The 16,897-nt window shown below is 64.8% G+C and carries 10 protein-coding genes; 1 reads left to right on the top strand and 9 read right to left on the bottom strand.

Translation table 11 applies throughout. From position 1 onward, the window contains the following. The first annotated feature begins 95 nt into the window (after positions 1 to 95). Positions 96 to 251 (top strand): hypothetical protein, encoded by a 156-nt coding sequence (locus H7B90_RS20760; protein ID WP_185137805.1) that lies wholly within the window; start codon positions 96 to 98, stop codon positions 249 to 251. Between the two features lie 206 nt (positions 252 to 457). On the opposite strand, the gene H7B90_RS20765 is transcribed toward H7B90_RS20760, so the two are convergent. From H7B90_RS20765 to H7B90_RS20805, 9 genes are all read right to left on the bottom strand, one after another. Next, complete coding sequence (locus H7B90_RS20765) at positions 458 to 4,231, bottom strand: chitobiase/beta-hexosaminidase C-terminal domain-containing protein (protein ID WP_185137806.1); 3,774 nt, start codon at positions 4,229 to 4,231, stop codon at positions 458 to 460. Positions 4,232 to 4,671: 440 nt separating this feature from the next. Then, entirely contained in the window at positions 4,672 to 6,456 is a 1,785-nt protein-coding gene (locus tag H7B90_RS20770; RefSeq protein ID WP_185137807.1) for an extracellular solute-binding protein, read from the bottom strand. Between the two features lie 118 nt (positions 6,457 to 6,574). Further along, entirely contained in the window at positions 6,575 to 7,519 is a 945-nt protein-coding gene (locus tag H7B90_RS20775) for a carbohydrate ABC transporter permease (RefSeq protein ID WP_185137808.1), read from the bottom strand. A 27-nt stretch (positions 7,520 to 7,546) separates the two neighbouring features. After that, complete coding sequence (locus tag H7B90_RS20780) at positions 7,547 to 8,488, bottom strand: ABC transporter permease (protein ID WP_185137809.1); 942 nt, start codon at positions 8,486 to 8,488, stop codon at positions 7,547 to 7,549. A gap of 230 nt (positions 8,489 to 8,718) precedes the next feature. Then, positions 8,719 to 10,533 carry a sensor histidine kinase gene (locus H7B90_RS20785; RefSeq protein ID WP_260411138.1) on the bottom strand — a complete coding sequence of 605 codons (1,815 nt, stop codon included), beginning with the start codon at positions 10,531 to 10,533 and terminating at the stop codon, positions 8,719 to 8,721. Further along, a complete protein-coding gene (locus tag H7B90_RS20790) occupies positions 10,530 to 12,197 on the bottom strand; it encodes a response regulator transcription factor (RefSeq protein WP_185137810.1) in 1,668 nt (555 codons plus the stop codon). The genes H7B90_RS20785 and H7B90_RS20790 overlap by 4 nt, the downstream gene beginning before the upstream one ends. Continuing rightward, positions 12,190 to 13,542, bottom strand: a complete 1,353-nt coding sequence (locus H7B90_RS20795; protein WP_185137811.1) for a glycoside hydrolase family 140 protein — start codon at positions 13,540 to 13,542, stop codon at positions 12,190 to 12,192. The genes H7B90_RS20790 and H7B90_RS20795 overlap by 8 nt, the downstream gene beginning before the upstream one ends. Positions 13,543 to 13,781: 239 nt before the next feature. Next, positions 13,782 to 14,843, bottom strand: a complete 1,062-nt coding sequence (locus tag H7B90_RS20800) for a phosphotriesterase family protein (RefSeq protein WP_185137812.1) — start codon at positions 14,841 to 14,843, stop codon at positions 13,782 to 13,784. A gap of 50 nt (positions 14,844 to 14,893) precedes the next feature. Next, complete coding sequence (locus H7B90_RS20805) at positions 14,894 to 16,822, bottom strand: DUF2961 domain-containing protein (RefSeq protein ID WP_185137813.1); 1,929 nt, start codon at positions 16,820 to 16,822, stop codon at positions 14,894 to 14,896. Positions 16,823 to 16,897 lie beyond the last annotated feature (75 nt).

Genomic DNA, 16,897 nt, shown 5'->3' on the forward strand with positions numbered 1-16,897 from the left:
CTATCCAAGGTACCATGCCGCGCGGCCGGTAACAAGTCAAATGATTTTATAGCATTTATAAGCGGAGGCAATAGATCGGGCGGGGGTCGCCGGCGTTGGCCGAGCCGTCGGGAGTCCGGCATCGGGCCGGCATGGGCCGGCATTGGAAGGCCGGCGGGAGCGTCGGCGGGACTGGTGACGACGAGACGTCTCCGGAATCGACGCTGATCGGCGGCGCGATCCATTGCGCCGATCTCCTCTCCATTCAGTAATTTCTATAATGATGCAGAAAAGAATTCTCGTCCCGAACCGCGATCCCCTTCGCGGCCGGCCCCAATCAAAACGAGCCCAAGTCGCGGACTTGGGCTCGCCATGCGTGCTTGCTGCCTTATGGGGAACGCCTATCCCCCTCCCGCCGATCCGGCCCTCCGCCTCCGCCGCTCGCTTCCGTTACGGCGCGGGCGCAGACTCGAGCCCCTTAAGGTGCGGGCACGGATTCGGGCGCAGGCCCGGGGGCGGCGTCGGGTTCAACCGCAGGCCCGGGGGCGGCGTCGGGTTCAACCGCAGGCCCGGGTACGGCATCGGGTTCAGCCTCCGGCCCGGGGGCGGCGTCCGTCTCGGCCGAAGGCTCGAGCTCGGTTGCGGGCGCCGGCGCCGGAACGATCCGGATATCGTCGATGAAGGCGGTGTTGTCGCCCGTCGTCGTCGTCGCCGCGAACCGGACCTTGTGCTTGCCCGGCGCCGCGAACGTGAAGCGGTCCGTCGTATAAGCGGCATAGCTGCCGGACGACGGCGCGAACGAGCCGACCGCCTGGTCGTCGACGTAGACGGTGAACTTCTGCTGCCCGCCGAAGCCGGCGCGCCTGGAAGCCTGGAACGTAATCGCGTACGTCCCCGCCGGGAACAGAGCCTCTTGGCTGAATTCGCCCGGGGCGCCGTTAACGGTCTGCAGGTAACCCGCCTGCGTCCCTTCCGGAGCGTCGGCCGCGCCGAAGACGCTGCCGTTGCGGATGACGCCCGCCGTCGCGGCGAAGGTCCACGGACCGGCCGTGCCGCCGAACTTCACGCCGTTGCCGTTCGTCACGGCCGGCGTCTCGAAGCCGCCGTTGCCGATCTCGGCCTGCTCCGGAATAGCGATGCGCTCGATGCCGACCCCGTCGATCCAGGCCGTGCCCTCCCCGCCCGCGGCCGAGAACCGGATCTCGTGCGCTCCGGCGTCCACCGTGAAGAAGTCCGTGCCGAACGCCTTGTAGCTTCCCGCCGGAGGCGTATACGTACCGACGACCCGATCGTCCACCCGCACCTCGATCGCCCGCGTGCCGCCGGTCGCGGCCCGGAAGTTCAAGGCGTACGTGCCCGCCGGGAATTCGACGCTCTGAACGAACGATCCGCCGTCCGTCACGTAAGCCGCCTGCACGCCGAGCGGGGCTCGCGGCGCGCCTTGCCCGCCGCTGCCGCGGATGACGCCGGAGTTGGCGTCGAAGCTCCAGCCCGCGGTCGGGCCGGCCAGCGCTTCTCCGTCCGCGACGGCCGGCGTCTCGAAGCTGCCGTTCGCCGCGTACGGAGCTTCCGGTTGGACCGGCAGCGTAATGCGGACGTCATCCAGGAAGGCCGTGTTGTCGCCGGTCGTCGAGGCGGCCTGGAACTTGATGACGTGCCGCCCGCCCTCGGTCGCGAACGGCTCCGTCCGATACAAGACGTACTCGCCCGTCGTCGGGGCGTACGAGCCGATCACCGTGTCGTCGAACAGAACGTCGAACGTCTGCGTGCCGCCGAAGCTCATCCGCTTGGCCGCCTTGAACGACATCTGATAGGTGCCCGGCTTGAAGTTGATCGACTGGCTGAACCAGCCGTTCACGCCGCCGTCCGTCTTCAGATAGCCGGTCTGGACGCCTTGGGGCGCGTCCGGCGCCTGGAACACGGAGCCGTTATGCTGGACGCCGGCGCGCTCCGTGAACGTCCAGCCGTTCGTCATCGGGCCCCATCGGGCCGAGGAGGTCGCCGGCTTCTCGAAGCCCGCGTTGTAGAAGGTTACGACCGGAAGCTCCTCCGGAACGTCCGGGCTGTAGAAGCAGCGCTTCGGCACGCCCGGAGCCGGGTCGCCGAACACGTCGGCGCTGCACTCCGTTCCGTCCGTCAGCACCTTGTAGTTGAACAATCCGTCCGCGCCGAACGCGACGATCGCCTCTCCCTGGAAGTCGCACCTGCCTTGGCCTTCGTACATGCAGAAGGTATATCCGTCCGGCGAATTGCTGACGTCGCCGATCTGGTAGAACGCCGAAGCCGTGCCCGAAGGCTTCTTGCCCGCCTTGAACGCCTTGGCCTTGTACAGCGCGAGCGAGCCGTTGTTCAGAATGATCGGTTTGGTATACAGAGAAGAAGATTCGGTCGGCGTGCTGCCGTCCGTCGTGTAGCGAATCTGCGCCCCCGGCGTCGCGGAGGTCAGGAACAGCGCCTCGGCCGACGGATACGGTCCCGGGGCGAGGCTGAACCGGGGCGCCTCGACGGTGCTCGGCACCGACCTCGGCAGCACCTTGACGAGCGAGATCGCGTAAGCGGACGGATCGCGGACGCTGGCCGCCTTCACGGCGACGTAAGTCTCGTCCGTCACGTTCGGCGCGTGGTAAACCCCGGTGTTTTTGTTAATCGCGCCTTTGTTCTTCGGATCTCCCTTCTTGTCGCCGACGATGCTCCACGCGACGCCGCCCGCCTTGTCGACGACTTCGGCGCTCAGCTGCAGCTTGTCGCCCGACTTCACCGTCGGCGTCAGCGGCGACACCTTCACCTGCGTCGCGGAAGGGGCCGTCGTATAGACGATGACGCTGTAGTCGCCGCCGATGCCGGCGTCGCGGAACGACGTTCCGGCCCGGAACGAACCGGAGGACTCCGGCAGAACGGCGTTGCCTTCCGGCACGACGTCGCTCCGGTATTCGTGCTTGGCGAACGTCTTGTTCACCGCGAGGGAGCCGAAGTCGAACGAGACGTCCTTCGCGGCCCCTTCCTTGCTCTCCAGCAGAATCGTATAGTTGCCGTCCGGCGACTTGAAGGCGGCCGCGCGTACGTCGGGGGAGTCCGTCTCCACCTTCAGCACTTGGCTGTGCGCCGGAATGTAGCGGGTCAGCAGGCCGCCGATGTAGAACGTCTTGCGGGGCTGCATGCCGAGCAGCAGCGAATCCCACATCGTGTAGTTGCCGTTCGTCCCGCCGAACGGATCCGGGCTCCACGTGCCGTTCAGCTGCCAGATAAGCGCCGAACCCACGCCGGAGTTGGCCGCCTGAATGACGGAGTTGGCGTAGCCGGCGTTCCAGTTGCTGTCGTTGTCGCCCGCCCAGCCGAATTCCGTCAGATGGACCGGCTTCCCTTGGACGAAGTTCTTGCGGGTCCGGATCTGGCCGCCCAGCCCGTCGTAGCTCTCGCCGTACACATGGAAGCTGTAGGCGTCGAAGACGTCGCCGGCGTGCTCGCTCATGTACTGCGTCCAGGCCGGGGCGCCGGACTCTTCGGGTCCCCAGATCTGAACCCGCGAGCGCAGGCCGTCCGCCGCGAGCCGGTCGCTCGCCTTGCGGGCCATCTCGGCGTAATACGCCTGCTGGTCGCCGGGAACCTCGTAGTCCCAGCTGCCGTTCGGCTCGTTGTAAAAAGTCAAGTATTTGACGTTCGAGTATCCCCGCTCGTCGAGCAGATGCTTCAGCAGCGCCGAAGCCGAGGCCGCGTAGGCGTCCAGATCCGCGGGCGCGCTCTCCGCCTGCGGAACGTCGGGGAACGTGAACCAGTCGTGGACCTTCGAGCCGTTTTTCCACCCGAAGTCCAATTCGATCTCGGTGCCGGCTTCCTTGAAGGCGTCGAGGTACGCGTAGAAGCCCTTCATCTCCGGACTGTCCCACGTATAGACGCCCTTCTCGGGCTCCATCCAGTCGATCTGGAACCAGACCCGCGCCACCTTCGGGCGCACGGTCAGAATCCGCTTGCGGTCCATCTCCCAATGCGCTTCCGTGTAGCCGAACTGCGTCGTTCCCTTCATCAGGTTCGCGGGAATGACGTTCACCCCGACGCCTAGAAAATCGTCCTGCACGACCTGGTCCGGATGAACGCGGACCGCAGCCCGGATCGGCTCGGACGCGCCGCCGATCTCTTCCGCGCCGATCTCCGCCGCGGCGGACGCTCCCGCGGGAATCGCCGACGGCAGCAGCAGCGAAGCGGCCAGCGTCAACGCCGCCGCCGTTCGGGCAACCGAATGCTTCACTCGATTCATTCCGATTCTCCTCTCGATTCGAAGCGACATGGTTGTTGCAGAGCCGGTTCGGCCCTTCGCGGCCTCGTCTCACCTCCCCGCTGTCCGTCTTCTTCAATCTTAAAGGCGGGTAAGCGCTTGCAAAATGAACATTCTGCGGATTGGCTTGAACGGTTTGCGCCTGGCCGCCCGCTCCCGCCGGCGGAGATTGAACGATCTTGAGAAGGAGTTGAATAATCTCTTCGCGGGCATCCGCGCGAAGGCTGTCTAGGGCGGCAGACGCCGCGGAATCTCGGCAGCTCGGGCGGCAGAGGAGGCGCCGCATTCCTTCCATAGCCGGGAATGCGGCGAGGCGGGCTGCCTGCTTCCGGCGAATCGAAAAAGCGGGCCCGCGCCCCAGGAGGCGCAGACCCGCTTGCTTCGTTCGCCGGCTGCCGCCGCGGCGGCCCGGAGGTCCGGCCTTAGTCCTGCAGGCCGTGCTCCGTTCGGAGCCGCGCGACTTCGTCGTTGTAGAACTTCGTGAACTCGTCGGCCCCGGCCTTCTTGAAGGCCGCGATCGCGTCTTGCTTGTTCTTCGCGAAGGCGGCGTCGTCCTTGGACAGGATGATCTTGGCCGCCTCCCGGGCCGCCAGCTCCTTGAGCGCCGCTTCTTTCTTTTTCCAATCGTCCGTCAGCGTCACTCCCGGCACCGTGTTCCGCTTCAGAATCTCCTCGTCGGACATGCCGTTCATCCAGGTCGTGAACGTGGTCAGCTTGCCGTCGTTGATCATCTTCTCGAACACTTGACCCGAATACTCCGCGCCGTAGTGCTGCGCGAAATCCTTCTCGAGCGGAGTCGCCGCCTTCGCCAGCGCTTCTTCGGTGTTGAACAGGTTGACCGGCTGGCCGTCGTTCGGGTTGACCATGTCGCCGCCGAGCCCGATGATGTTCAGGTCGAGCCCGAGCCCGGACGATTCGAGCGCCGCGCCGCCCGCCGCCTTCAGAGAGAGGGTCTCCTCGGTCAGCGTCGGCTTGCCGTCGACCCGATTCCAGTCCTTGCCTTCCGCGCCGTTGTACATCGTGCGGGCGCCGTCCAGCGAGAAGATGTAGTTGAGGAAGTCCATCGCCTTCTCGGGGTTCTTCGAGCTCTTCGAGATCGCGTACGACTTATCCTGCCAGCCGAGCGGGTTGACGCCGCCCGTCCAGGCGAGCTTGCCGGCCGGCACGACGATGAAGCCCTTGCCGTCGCTCGTATGCTGCGCGTTGAAGTCGCCCATCGCCCAGGTGGCGGGTCCGACCACGAGCTGTCCGGCCGTCGCCTTGGCCATGTAATCGTTGTTCTTCATTGTGAACGAGTCCGGATCGAGCAGGCCCCTGCGCTGAGCCTTGTTGTAGAAGTCCATGGCGGTCCAGAAGTTGGAGCTCTCGTCCGTCAGCACGCTGATGAAGTCGTGCCCGCCGACCTTCGCGGCCGTCAGGTCGCTGGTCGCGCCGGTCAATTCCGTGAACGTAAGCGGCGGAATCAGGTACGGCCACAATCCCCAGTCCTGCCACATCGAGACGCCGTACACCTTCTTGCCGTCCTCGGTCGTCGGATGCTGCTGGACGATCTGCTCCAGTGCGTTCAGAAGATCGTCCATCGTGTTCAGCTCGGGAGCGCCGATCTCCTTGTACCAGTCCCAGCGGATCGTCGGGCCGATCGTGATCGGCTTGACCGCGGTTCCCGGCTTCGGCTGCACCTGCGGCGGCAGGAAGTACAGCTTGCCGGTGCCGTTGCTCCAGTTCTTCTTGCTGTACTCGACGACCGTACCGATGTTGGCGGAGATATCCTTGCCGCGCTCGGCCAGCATGTCGTCCATCGGAACGATGAGGTTGCCCTCGATCAGCTGCTTCTGGTACTTGTTGACGTCCGCCCGGACGATGTCCGGCAGGTCGCCGCTCGCCAGCAGCACGTTGAACTTGTTCTCGTCGGCTTCGACGTATTCGATCTTCACGCCGACCTTCTCGGCGATCGCCTGGGCGACCTTGCTGTCCGGATACTTGTTCCACTTCGTGCCCGGCTCCATGACCAGCACCCGCAGCGTGACGAGATCCTCCTTCTTGCCGGAATCCGCCGTCGCGGATGCGGAAGGCGATCCGGAAGAGGATGCGCTCGGACTCTCCCCTGCCGCGTTGTTCGAACCCGAATTGCCGGAACATGCCGAGAGCAGCAGCGCCGTGCTCATCAGCATGACGGCGGCCGGCTTCAGTGCGCCTTTCTGTCTCATTCGGTGAACCCTCCTTGTAGGAACTAGAGATCTATAATTATCGGCCTATGGGGCCGGATAATCCAATACCGGGCCGATCGGCGCCGGGCCAATCTACGACCGGATAGCGGCAACGGGGTCAGCCCTTCACCGCGCCCATCATGATGCCTTTGACGAAGTACCGCTGCAGCAGCGGGTAGACCAGCACGATCGGCAGCGTCACGAGCATCGTGATCGTCATCTGGATCGACTGCGGGGTGAGCGTGCGGACGAGGTCGCCGCGGTTCAGCTGCTCGGTCGTCGCGTTCGCCAGGTTGCTGGACTGGTTGAGGAACGTGTACAGAACGAGCTGCAGCGTCTGAAGCTTCGGATTCTCCACGAGGAAGTAGTTGTCGAACCAGGTGCTCCACTGCCCGACGGCGGCGAACACGGCGATCGTGGCGATGATCGGCATCGAGAGCGGGAAGATGACGCTCGTGAAGATGCGGAAGTAGCCGGCCCCGTCGATCTTCGCCGATTCCTCCAGGGAGGCGGGAAGCTGCTCGATGAACGTCTTGATCAGGATGACGTTGAAGCCCGCGAGAGCGCTCGGCACGATGTAGAGCAGGAAGTTGTTCTGCAGGCCGTACGTCTTCATCGTCAAGTACCAAGGGATAAAGCCGGCGTTGAAATACATCGTGATCAGAACGAAGCGATAGACGTACTTGCGCAGCAGCATCTCTTCCTTCGTGATCAGGTAGGCGAAGAACGAGCAGCAGAGCACGGTGATGATCGTTCCGAGCACGGTCCGGGACAGCGACACGATCGCGGCGTCCTTGATGCCCGGCAGGCCGATCGTCTTCTGGTACGCTTCGAGCGAGAAGCCGGCCGGCCAGAAGGTGACGCCCTTCTGGGCTTCGATGGAATCGCTGATCGAATAGATGAAGATATAGTAGAACGGATAGATGGTCGCGAGAATCAGCAGCGTCAGGACGAAGTAGTTGATGCCGTTGAAGGCCGCGTCCTTCCAATGGATCGGGCGCCTGCGCCGCGTTCCGGCCGCGTCCGTCCGGCCGGCCGCTTGCGTGCTTGCGTGGGAATTCATGGGCGGTGCTCCTTTCTCGGCTGCCGGTTACACGATGCCTTGGCCGCGGAATTTCTTCGAGAGGAAGTTGACGGTGAACAGGAGAAGGATGCTGATGACCGACTTGAACATGCCGACGGCCGTCGAGTACGAGTAGTCGCCCGTGACGAGGCCGAGCCGGTAGACGTACAGGTCGAGCACTTCGATCCGGTCGGCTACCATGACGTTGCTGAACACCAGGTATTGCTCGAAGCCGGCGGACAGCAGATTGCTGATCGAGAGCAGCAGCAGGACGATAAACGTCGGCATGATGCTCGGAATCGTAATGTGCCCGATCGTGCGCAGCCTCCCCGCGCCGTCGACCTTGGCGGCGTCGTACTGCTCGCTGTCGATGCTGACGATCGCGGCCAGGTAGATGATGGCGCTCCACCCGACTCCCTTCCAGAGCAGCAGCAGCGTCTGCACCGTCCATACGCGTTCGTAATTGCCGAGCACGTTGACCGGAGTGTCGCTGATGCCCAGATGGGAGAGGATCGTGTTGACGGCTCCCTCCGTGCTGAACATGCTGAACGCCAGGGCATAGACGATGATCCAGCTGATATAATGGGGCAGCGTCGACACCGTCTGCACGAGCCGCTTGAACCACCCGCTCCGGACCTCCGACACCATGACCGCGAACAGCATCGGGATCGGGGCGGTCAGAATCGAGAGGAAGCTGAGCGCCAGCGTGTTGACGAGCACCGGTCCCATCCGGGGATCGCTGAACATATCCCGGAAGTTCTGAAGGCCGATGAATTCGGTCTGGTTAATCGGGATGCCCGGATGGTAGTCGAAAAAAGCGTAGGTCCAGCCGAACAACGGCACGTAGTTGAAGGCGAGAGCGAACAGGACGAAGGGCGACGCCATCAGCAGCAGCTTGACTCCGTCTTTGCGGAAGTGCTTCGATCGGGCGGCCGCTTTCGGTTTTTTCGCCGTGAGGGTGAGGGCCATGGTTGTTCTCCTTTGCTCGGGGTCTGTCTCTCTATGCCTTAATGATAGCGCTTCAACCCTCGGCCCCGAATGAAGGATCTGACGATCTCGTTGAAAAAAAGCGGGGAGCTCGCGGCTCCCGATTTGAACGATTTAACGATTCGGTTGAACGATTCTCATGAACCCGATTCGGTCGCATCTAAACGGCCGAAGGGCAGCTTCCGCTGCCCTTCCTCCTTCCCGATATTCCGTTACGCTCCCCCGGCGGGGAGGCGCACGACGACCTCCGCCCCCTTCTCCCTCGGCTCGAAGCGAAGCCCGTACTGCGGCCCGAAGTAGAGCCGGATCCGCTTGTTCACGTTGCTCAGGCCGATCCCGCCGCCTCCTTCGGACGCCTGCTGACTCTCTCCGGAATCCAGCAGGCGGTTGAGCTCATTCAGCCGCTCCGGCTCGATCCCGACGCCGGAATCCGTCACCCGGATGCGCAGCTCCCCGCCCTCGGTCTCCGCCGCGATGGCGATGTAGATGGCGCGGTCCTCCTCCTGCCTGCCCGCGGCGATGGCGTTCTCGACGAGCGGCTGCAGGATGAACCGAGGCACTCGGCAATCGAGAACCGGCTCGTCCACGCCGATCTCGAAGCGGATGCTGTTGTTGAACCGCATGTTGATGATCTTGATATAGTTCTCCAGGTAGCTCAGCTCGTCGCGCAGCGAGCACATCGGGTCCTTGCTCTTGAACACGGGCCGGAGAATGTTGCCGAGCGCGACGATCGTGTTCACGATGTTGTCGGCCTTGATCATCGTCGCCATCCAGCGGATCATATTGAGCGTGTTGTACAGAAAATGAGGATTGATCTGATACCGCAGCGCCTCGATCTCCAGCTCCCGCTTCGCCTCCTGCATGCGGTTGTTCTTGTCCAGCAGGTCGACGATGCTGAGCGACATCTCGTTGAACCGCCGGACGACGATGCCCAGCTCGTTGTCGGGGACCGAATCGAACGTGACCCCGAGCTCCCCGCGGCTGACGTCCTTCATCTTCCCGGCCAGCAGCCGAAGGGGCTTGATCATCTTGCGCAGCCAGAAGTACGAGACGGCGAACATGATCAGGATGCTGCACAGGAACACGGCGATCAGAATGCGCTGCACGGCCAGAATCTGCCCGGAATACAGCTTCAGCGGAATCTCCTTCACGGCGTACCAGCCGGCGTCCTGAAGCTTGTAGTAGACGAGCTGGTACGAGGCGTTCCCCGCCTTGTCGTCGATGCTGCCGTAATCCGCGGCCTGCTCCTCCGAAGGCCGGAATACGCTCCGGGTGCCGATTCGCTCCGGCCGGCTGCCCGACAGGATGTTCCCTTGCGCGTCGACGATGTACATGTCGCCGTCCGACGGATCGAGATCCGCGGAATAGAGGGAAGCCAGGTACCGTTCGTCGACGTTGAAGATGAGGGTGGCGCTCGTCTTCGGGTCGTAGATCGCCCGAACGCCGCGGATCATGCTGAAGAGCGTGCCGTCCTTGTCGCCCGTCAGGTAAGGGTTGAAATACGATTTGCGCAGGCCGCCCTGAATAATCATGTCCGGGAACGCCTCGACCGAGCGCTTGAACACCTCGGAGCCGAAGAAGGTCCGGTTCCATTCCTCCTTCGACTGAACGAGCGTCGTGTCCCCGCTGCCGCCCATCGCTCCCTGGTTCTCCGTCGTCAGGTAGATGGAATGAATATAGCCGTAGTTGCTGATGAACTTCTCGATCTGAGCGTGGAGCATGTTCTTGTAGCCCAGGAATTCCAGCTCGCTTTTGTCCGACAAATGGAGCAGCATCTGCTGGATCTGGTCGTCCAGCAGGAACAGCTTGGAGAGCCGGTCGACGTCGCCGACGAGCCCGTGAATGTTGTGGTCCACCTGCTGGAACTGCTGGTACAAGAGCCGCTGGTTCTGGTCCTTGATCTGGTTCAGCATGAACGTGTAGATGATGTAGGACGCCGCCGACAGCACGACCAGGCTGATGATCATGAAGAACACGATCAGCTGCGCGCGCAGGCTCTGCGGCCGAAGACGCTTCGCCAGCTTCATGCGTCGGCCTTGGCGCCGGCTCCGGTCAGCCATTCCCGCCGGTATTCGTTCGGGTTGAGGCCCGTCACCTTCTTGAACACCTTGCTGAAGTACGTATACTCCGGCGAGAAGCCGACGGCGACCGCGATGTCGGACGACTTCATCGGCGTGCCGGCCATCAGCTCCTTCGCCCGCTCGATCCGGTACCGGTTCAAGTAGTCGATGAACGTGATTTGCAGTTCTTTTTTGAACAGGTTGCTCAAGTACCCGGCGCTGAGCTTGACGTAGTCCGCGACCGACTGCAGGCTGATATTCTCCGCGTAATGCAGCTTCACGTACTGGATCGCCTTCGCGATCTCGTCGCTCATCTGCAGCCGGCCGTGCGCCTGCTTCGCCAGCTCGGCGACGTAGGCCGCCGCCTCGTCCAGCATGCCGGGCAGCGTGTCGTTGTCCTCGATGCGCTCGGTGATGTTATAGAGCAGCGCGCGCTCGTTCTGGTTGCTGTCGTACATCTGCGTCGCGACCCACTGCACGAACTGGAACAGGGCGATCGTCACCGTCTTCCGGTCGCCCGCCTGCTCCTCGATCGAGGCGAGCCAGCGCTCGTACTCGTCCTGCTTCGCCTTGGGCAGCAGCGAGCGGATCGGCTCGTAACGGCGCAGGGCCGCGAGGCGGCTCCGGACGCCGGACGTCTCCGCCGGCTGCCCGGCGGCATGCAGCTGGCCGGGTCCCGCCAGGAACTTGCGGCCCAGCGCCTGCTGCGCTTCCGCGTGCAGGGAAGGCAGGGAGGCGTAGCCGCTGCGCACCGCGCTCGTCCCGAACGAGACGGAGCCGTTGAAGTACGTCCGGATCGCGTCCTGGATGTGCTGCAGGACGACGCCGGTCTCCCGGACGATGCCCTGCTCGGAATGAAGATCGTCGTAAGCGAACAGGAGCAGGTAGCGGTTGTCCTCGAGGTGGAAGGCCTCGCCGCGCTTGTGAACGGCCAGAATCTCGCCGAGGGCGTTCAGGATCGACATTTTGACCAGATGGCCGTGCTCGTCCTTGAACTTCTCCTTGATGCGGGAATACCGGTCCAGCTCCATGACGCATGCCTGGAGCCGGACCGGCGACAGCCGCAGGCCGTTGCGGGCGACGAACGCGGCGAATTCGTCGGCGCTGAAGATGCCGTAGAAGAGGAAGTCCTTCAGCATCTTCTCCTTGACCAGGTCCAGGTTGGTCGGATACGTCCCCGGACCCGGCCCCGGTCCCGTCCCGGCTCCCTCTCCGGACGAAGGCGCGGACGCGGACCCGGAGCTGCCGTCCCGCTGGGCGAGCTCCTCCGCGACTCCGCTCAGCACGGAGGCGATCTCGTCCTCGGTCATCGTCAGCTTCAGGATGTAGTTGGAGACGCCGAGCGACATCGCCTTGCGCGCGAGCTCGAATTCCTCCAGGCAGCTCAGCACGACGACGCGCGTGCGTTTGTCCCGCTCGCGGATCCGCTCGATGAGCTGCATCCCGTCCATGCGGGGCATCCGGATGTCGGTGATGACGACGTCCGGCTTCTCCCGCTGGTAGAAGTCCCAGGCCGCCTGGCCGTCTTGAAGGTCGGCGGCGACCTCCATGCCGAAGCGGCTCCAGTCGACCGAGTTCTTGAGGCCGAGGCGGACGAGCATCTCGTCTTCGACGATCAGCACCCTATGCATCGCGCACCTCCTTCAGGCCCAGCACCCAATCGCAGCCCCGGCCGCTGGACGGCGCGTCGAACCGCCGGATGCCGTCCCGCGCGTACCGCCCGGCTTCGGACGTCGCGCCGGTGCGCGGATCGAACCAGAACGCGTCGACTTCGACATCGGCTTCTTCCGCCTGCCCAAGCCGCCCGAGATCGACCTCCGCGAACAGCCCGTTCGGGCAGTAGACGAGCGCTCCGCCCTCGACGCGGGCCGCGACCATCCGGTTCGAGCCCGGGAAGTTGCGGGCGAGCACAGTCGGGTCCGGAACGAGCGTCTCGAAGCGCCGCTCTTCCATGAGCGCCTTCACGTGCCGCATCTGGCTGGCGCCGGGCCGGTTCAGCGCCGTCTGCCAATCCATGAGGAAGAACGCCCCGGGCTCGGTCATGTCGGCCGAAGCGCAGGCGCCGCCGCACATCGACCAGACGGAATGATGGCCGTACGTGTGGCCGCACGCCCCGGACAGCGCCGCGTAGTAGGCCGCCCGGCGCACGTCCGCTTCGTCGAAGTAGCCGTTCGCCGGATCGAAGCCGATCGGGATGTCCTCGTAGCACGGCTCCGCGTCCAGCGTCGGCTTGACCGGCAGCCGCGCGTAGTCGGCCGCCACCCGCAGGTCGTTCGCAATGGCCGCTTCGCCGTGGCCCGATTGGATCATGTTGAAGTCCAGCCACGGGGCGTCGTGCAGGTGATAGGAGGAGGACTCGGCGCCCTTGGGGTGGAACGTGCGGAGATGGGCGCCGCCGTCTCCCTCCCGGAGCCCTTCCGCCATCGCCTCGACGATGGCGAAGTGCCGGGAGGTCTGCAGCGGCCGGTCGCCTCCCAGCACCCAGACGATATGGGGGCGGTCGCGGTACCTCTCGCCGAGCCAGCGGCCGTAGATCCGCGCGTTCTCCGGCGTGAAGATCTCCGGCCCCTTGCCCCACATCCGGTTGAACTTGTCTCCCCACGTCGGCAGCAGGGCGACGTACAGGCCGAAGGAAGCGGCGGTCTCGACGACGAAGTCGACGTGATCCCAGTAGCTGTTCGGGCCTTCGACGTCGGGCTCGGCCGGGTCGGGCGCTCCGGAAGCCCCGAAGCGAAGCGGCAGCCGGCCGTAGGCGTTGCCCGTCGTGACCCCTTCGAATTCCGCCAGCGCCACGGCCTGCACCGTATTGAAGCCCTGCCCGGCCCGGGTCCGCAGATACCGCTCCGCTTCCTCCCGGTTCAGCTTGTGGAACAGCTCCCACGCCGTATCCGCCAGCCAGAAGAACGGCGTCCCGTCTTCCCGCTCCAGGTAGCGTCCGCTCGCATGAACGCGAAGCCGCTGAATCGTACTGCTCATAGCCGAACACCTCCGCTTCGTACGCCTTTATATCCAATAGCATCCAACAACAAACAACAGTTTATGATAGCCTAAGCATAACACAAGAACGGCGGGCCTTGTATCCGAAAAATGAAGCCGCTCTAAAGGCGGCCAAGAGCGGCTTGAGTCGGCTGAATGCGGCTAATTGCAGCTATTGCAGCTATTGCAGCTATTGCAGCTAAGCGCGGTGAAATGCGGCTAAATGCGGTTAAACGCGGCTAGGAGCGGAACGCGAACGCCCGGGCCGGATTGCGCCGCATCAGCTTGCGAAGCTGGGCCTCGTCCGCTCCGGCGCGCGCGAGCAGCGGCAGGAACCGCTCCGCGAGATGCGTCAGGCCCGGCGTTCCGCCGTAGGCCGCCAGACGGGCGCGCGTCGTATCGAGCCCGAGCAGCAGCCGGTCCTCGAGCCCCGCGGCCAGCATCCGGGCGATCCATTCGGCCTCGGCCTCGTCGCTGTGGTATTTGTAACGGCCGATCGTGTCGTACTCGAGGTACGCGCCTTCGCCGGCGAGCTCGAGATGCGCCTTCGGATCGTCCAGCTTCCGGTCCAGATGGCACAGAATGATCGCCTCGGCCGGCACGCCCCGCTCCCGGTAGAAGCCGAACAGCCAGCGCGCCTGCTCCGGGCTCTCCGTATGGCACATGATCGGAGCGCCCGTCGCCAGCGAGGCGCCGGCCGCCGCCGCGAACCACCGCTTGTCGGGGTCCGCCATCCGCTCGGCGTCGACCGCCGTCTTGATAAGGCCGGCCCGGGCGTCGACGCGGGATGCCGCTTCCGGCTCCAGCCGGTCGGTGCCCGCGAGCATGCCTTCTTCCAGCTCGCCGACGAACAGCCGCGTCAGCTCCTCCTCGCCCAGACGCCGAATCCAGTGGTCCGGCGGGTAGAACGCGAGCTTGTGGAAGCCCGTGGAAGCGACCGCGTGCACGTCCGCCTCGGCGGAGACGAGCGCCAGCTCCGCCTCCATCCGGCCGCAGCCGAGAGGTTGGGCGTCGACGACCGCCCGGCCGCCGGCGTCGCGGAACTCCCGCAGCTCGCGGAGCGTAAGCTCGTAGTCGTCGATGCGCAGATCCGCGTTCACCGTCTGCGGATGGCCGGGGGCGAGGAACAGATGCTCGTGGCTGTGGCAGAAGCCGAGCTTCTCCGGCGGAATATCGCCGCGCACCGTGCGGATGAAGCCGCCTTCCGCGCTCTTGCTCGCCTTGCCGGCGCCATCGCCCGTCCTTCCCGCGCCGCCGATCGCCCTTCCCGCGTCCGCGCCCGCCCTTGTCTTGCGCTCCATCGGGTTCCCTCCGTTCGGCGAATTCCCTCTCCTTGTCCCCCTAACCGGCGTTATACGAGAGAGAAGACCCAATAATAGAATTCGTTCCAAGCCCGCGTCTCGCCTTCCTGCACGTACTCGAGCCGGATCGCGAGATCCGTCTTGCCCGCCGTGTAAGCGGCCGGAATGTCGAATTCGTCCTCCAGCCAGCGCTTATACGGATTGCGGTCGGCGTAGTACCAGCTTCGCTCCTTCACCCGGACGCCGTCCACGTAGACGTTCGCCCGCTGCCGCCCGGTCGCCTGGTCGGATCTCCGGCGGAGACGGACGCCCCGGTTGCGCGGGTCGACCGATACCACGAACTCGCTGCTGCCTTCGGTCTCGTGCCCGGTATCGCGCAGCACGCGCCCGGTGCCGTCCTCGTATTCGCTCTCCAGCGTATAATACCCCCGGCTGCCGGCCGTCCGGTAGACGTGCGCGCCCTCGGACGCCTTGTTGCCGACGTCGAGCTCGTCGGTCAGAACCATCCCCGGCCCGTCGACGCCGTAATAGAACAGAACGCCGGAATGCCTCAGGTACTGGTTGTTGTACTCTCCCGACTCGATGCCGAAGACGAGCTCCCGTTCGAAAGGATACCAGTCTCCCCCGCACAGCCGGACCATCGACCAAGGGTTGTCCGGCAGCCCGTCGTACGCGCTGGACGGGTTCGTCTCGGGCGGCGTCGGGAAGCCCCACCCGTAGCACACCCAGCTCTCGGAGCCGTCGCTCTCGACCTGGGGCGTGGCGTTGCCGTCGATGCGCACGCGAACGTCGCCCTCGCAGCTGATGACGTTCGGCTTGCGGGCCCAAGCCGTTACGTGGCCGGCCACGAGGTGGCCTCTTCCTTCGATGCGGCCGATGAGGCTGTCCGCTCCCGGCGTCGCCTTCGGCCCGTAGTAGGCGGACGACCGGAAGTAGCCCGCTTGCCCTTCGGCGTACGGCGGCGAATCCGGATCCGCCTTCGAGTATCGCGTCTCCCACCGGGCGAACCGGACGGGCTCGGTCCCCCGGTTGATCAGCTCGATGCGGGCGCCGCGCCAGTACGGCATCGGGAAGTAGTTGTAGCAGCTTCCGTCGGCCCGCCGGCCGTGCGACAGCACCCCGACGGGGTTGTACCCGAGCTCGTTCGCGAAAAAAACGCCCGCCGGACACTCCACGTCCGGCTTCTCGTGCCCGTCCCACGCCGCGCGGACCCACAGCTGCCCGAGCCAGCCTTCGCCGCCCGCGCTTGGTTCCGATTCCGGCTCCGGCTCCGCCAGAATGGCGGCCACGCAGCCCGCGCCGCGTTCGTCCAGCGCGAGGACGGACTCGCCCGGCGCGATCGTCAGCCCGCGGAGAACCGCGGCTTCGTACGGCTTCGCGGGCGCCGGCTTCGGGTCCTCGCCGACCCGGCTCCACCTCTCCAGCACGCGGCCGTACGGCTCCCGGCCGGTGAACGTCTCGATCCCATCCGCGTCCGCGTACGAGTGGCAAACGACGTGGCCCCACCCTCCGTCGCCCTTGTTCGGACCCTTCAGCCGGAGGTCCGTCGTGATGCGGCACGACTTGGCGTACGGCATCGGCACGAAGCTGCGCACGACGCGGATCGGCCCGCGCCCGTTGTCCTCGGGGCCGAGATACGCGTCCGCGAGCGGCCTTACGAACGGCGGCTTCGTGCCGAACTCCGAAGGCTTGATCTCGAAGCGAGGCGTCTCCTCGCCGTCGAAGTAGAAGCGGAACGTCGGCTCCTCGCTCTCCGGGTAGCGATGCTGCACGAAGTTGTAAATGCAGCCGGGACCGTCGACGTCGAAGATGACCCATTCGCGCCCTTCCCGGTACAGCCACCAATCCCAATCCGCGTTGAAGCCCTGCTTGTCGATGCTGCCCTCGTATCTGACCTGAACGCCGTCCCGAAGCGCCGGCAGCAGATCGAATCGCTCCAGATTCGCCAGTCCTCTCGGCGGCGGTGTCTTGCTTGCCATATTTGTCTCCTCCGTCCTTTTTTGGGCATTCCGAAGAACCAGACCGCTTCGCCGGAAGCGGTCTGGCAGTCAGGG

This window comes from Cohnella xylanilytica (genome assembly GCF_014212175.1).
Taxonomy (GTDB): domain Bacteria; phylum Bacillota; class Bacilli; order Paenibacillales; family Paenibacillaceae; genus Cohnella; species Cohnella xylanilytica.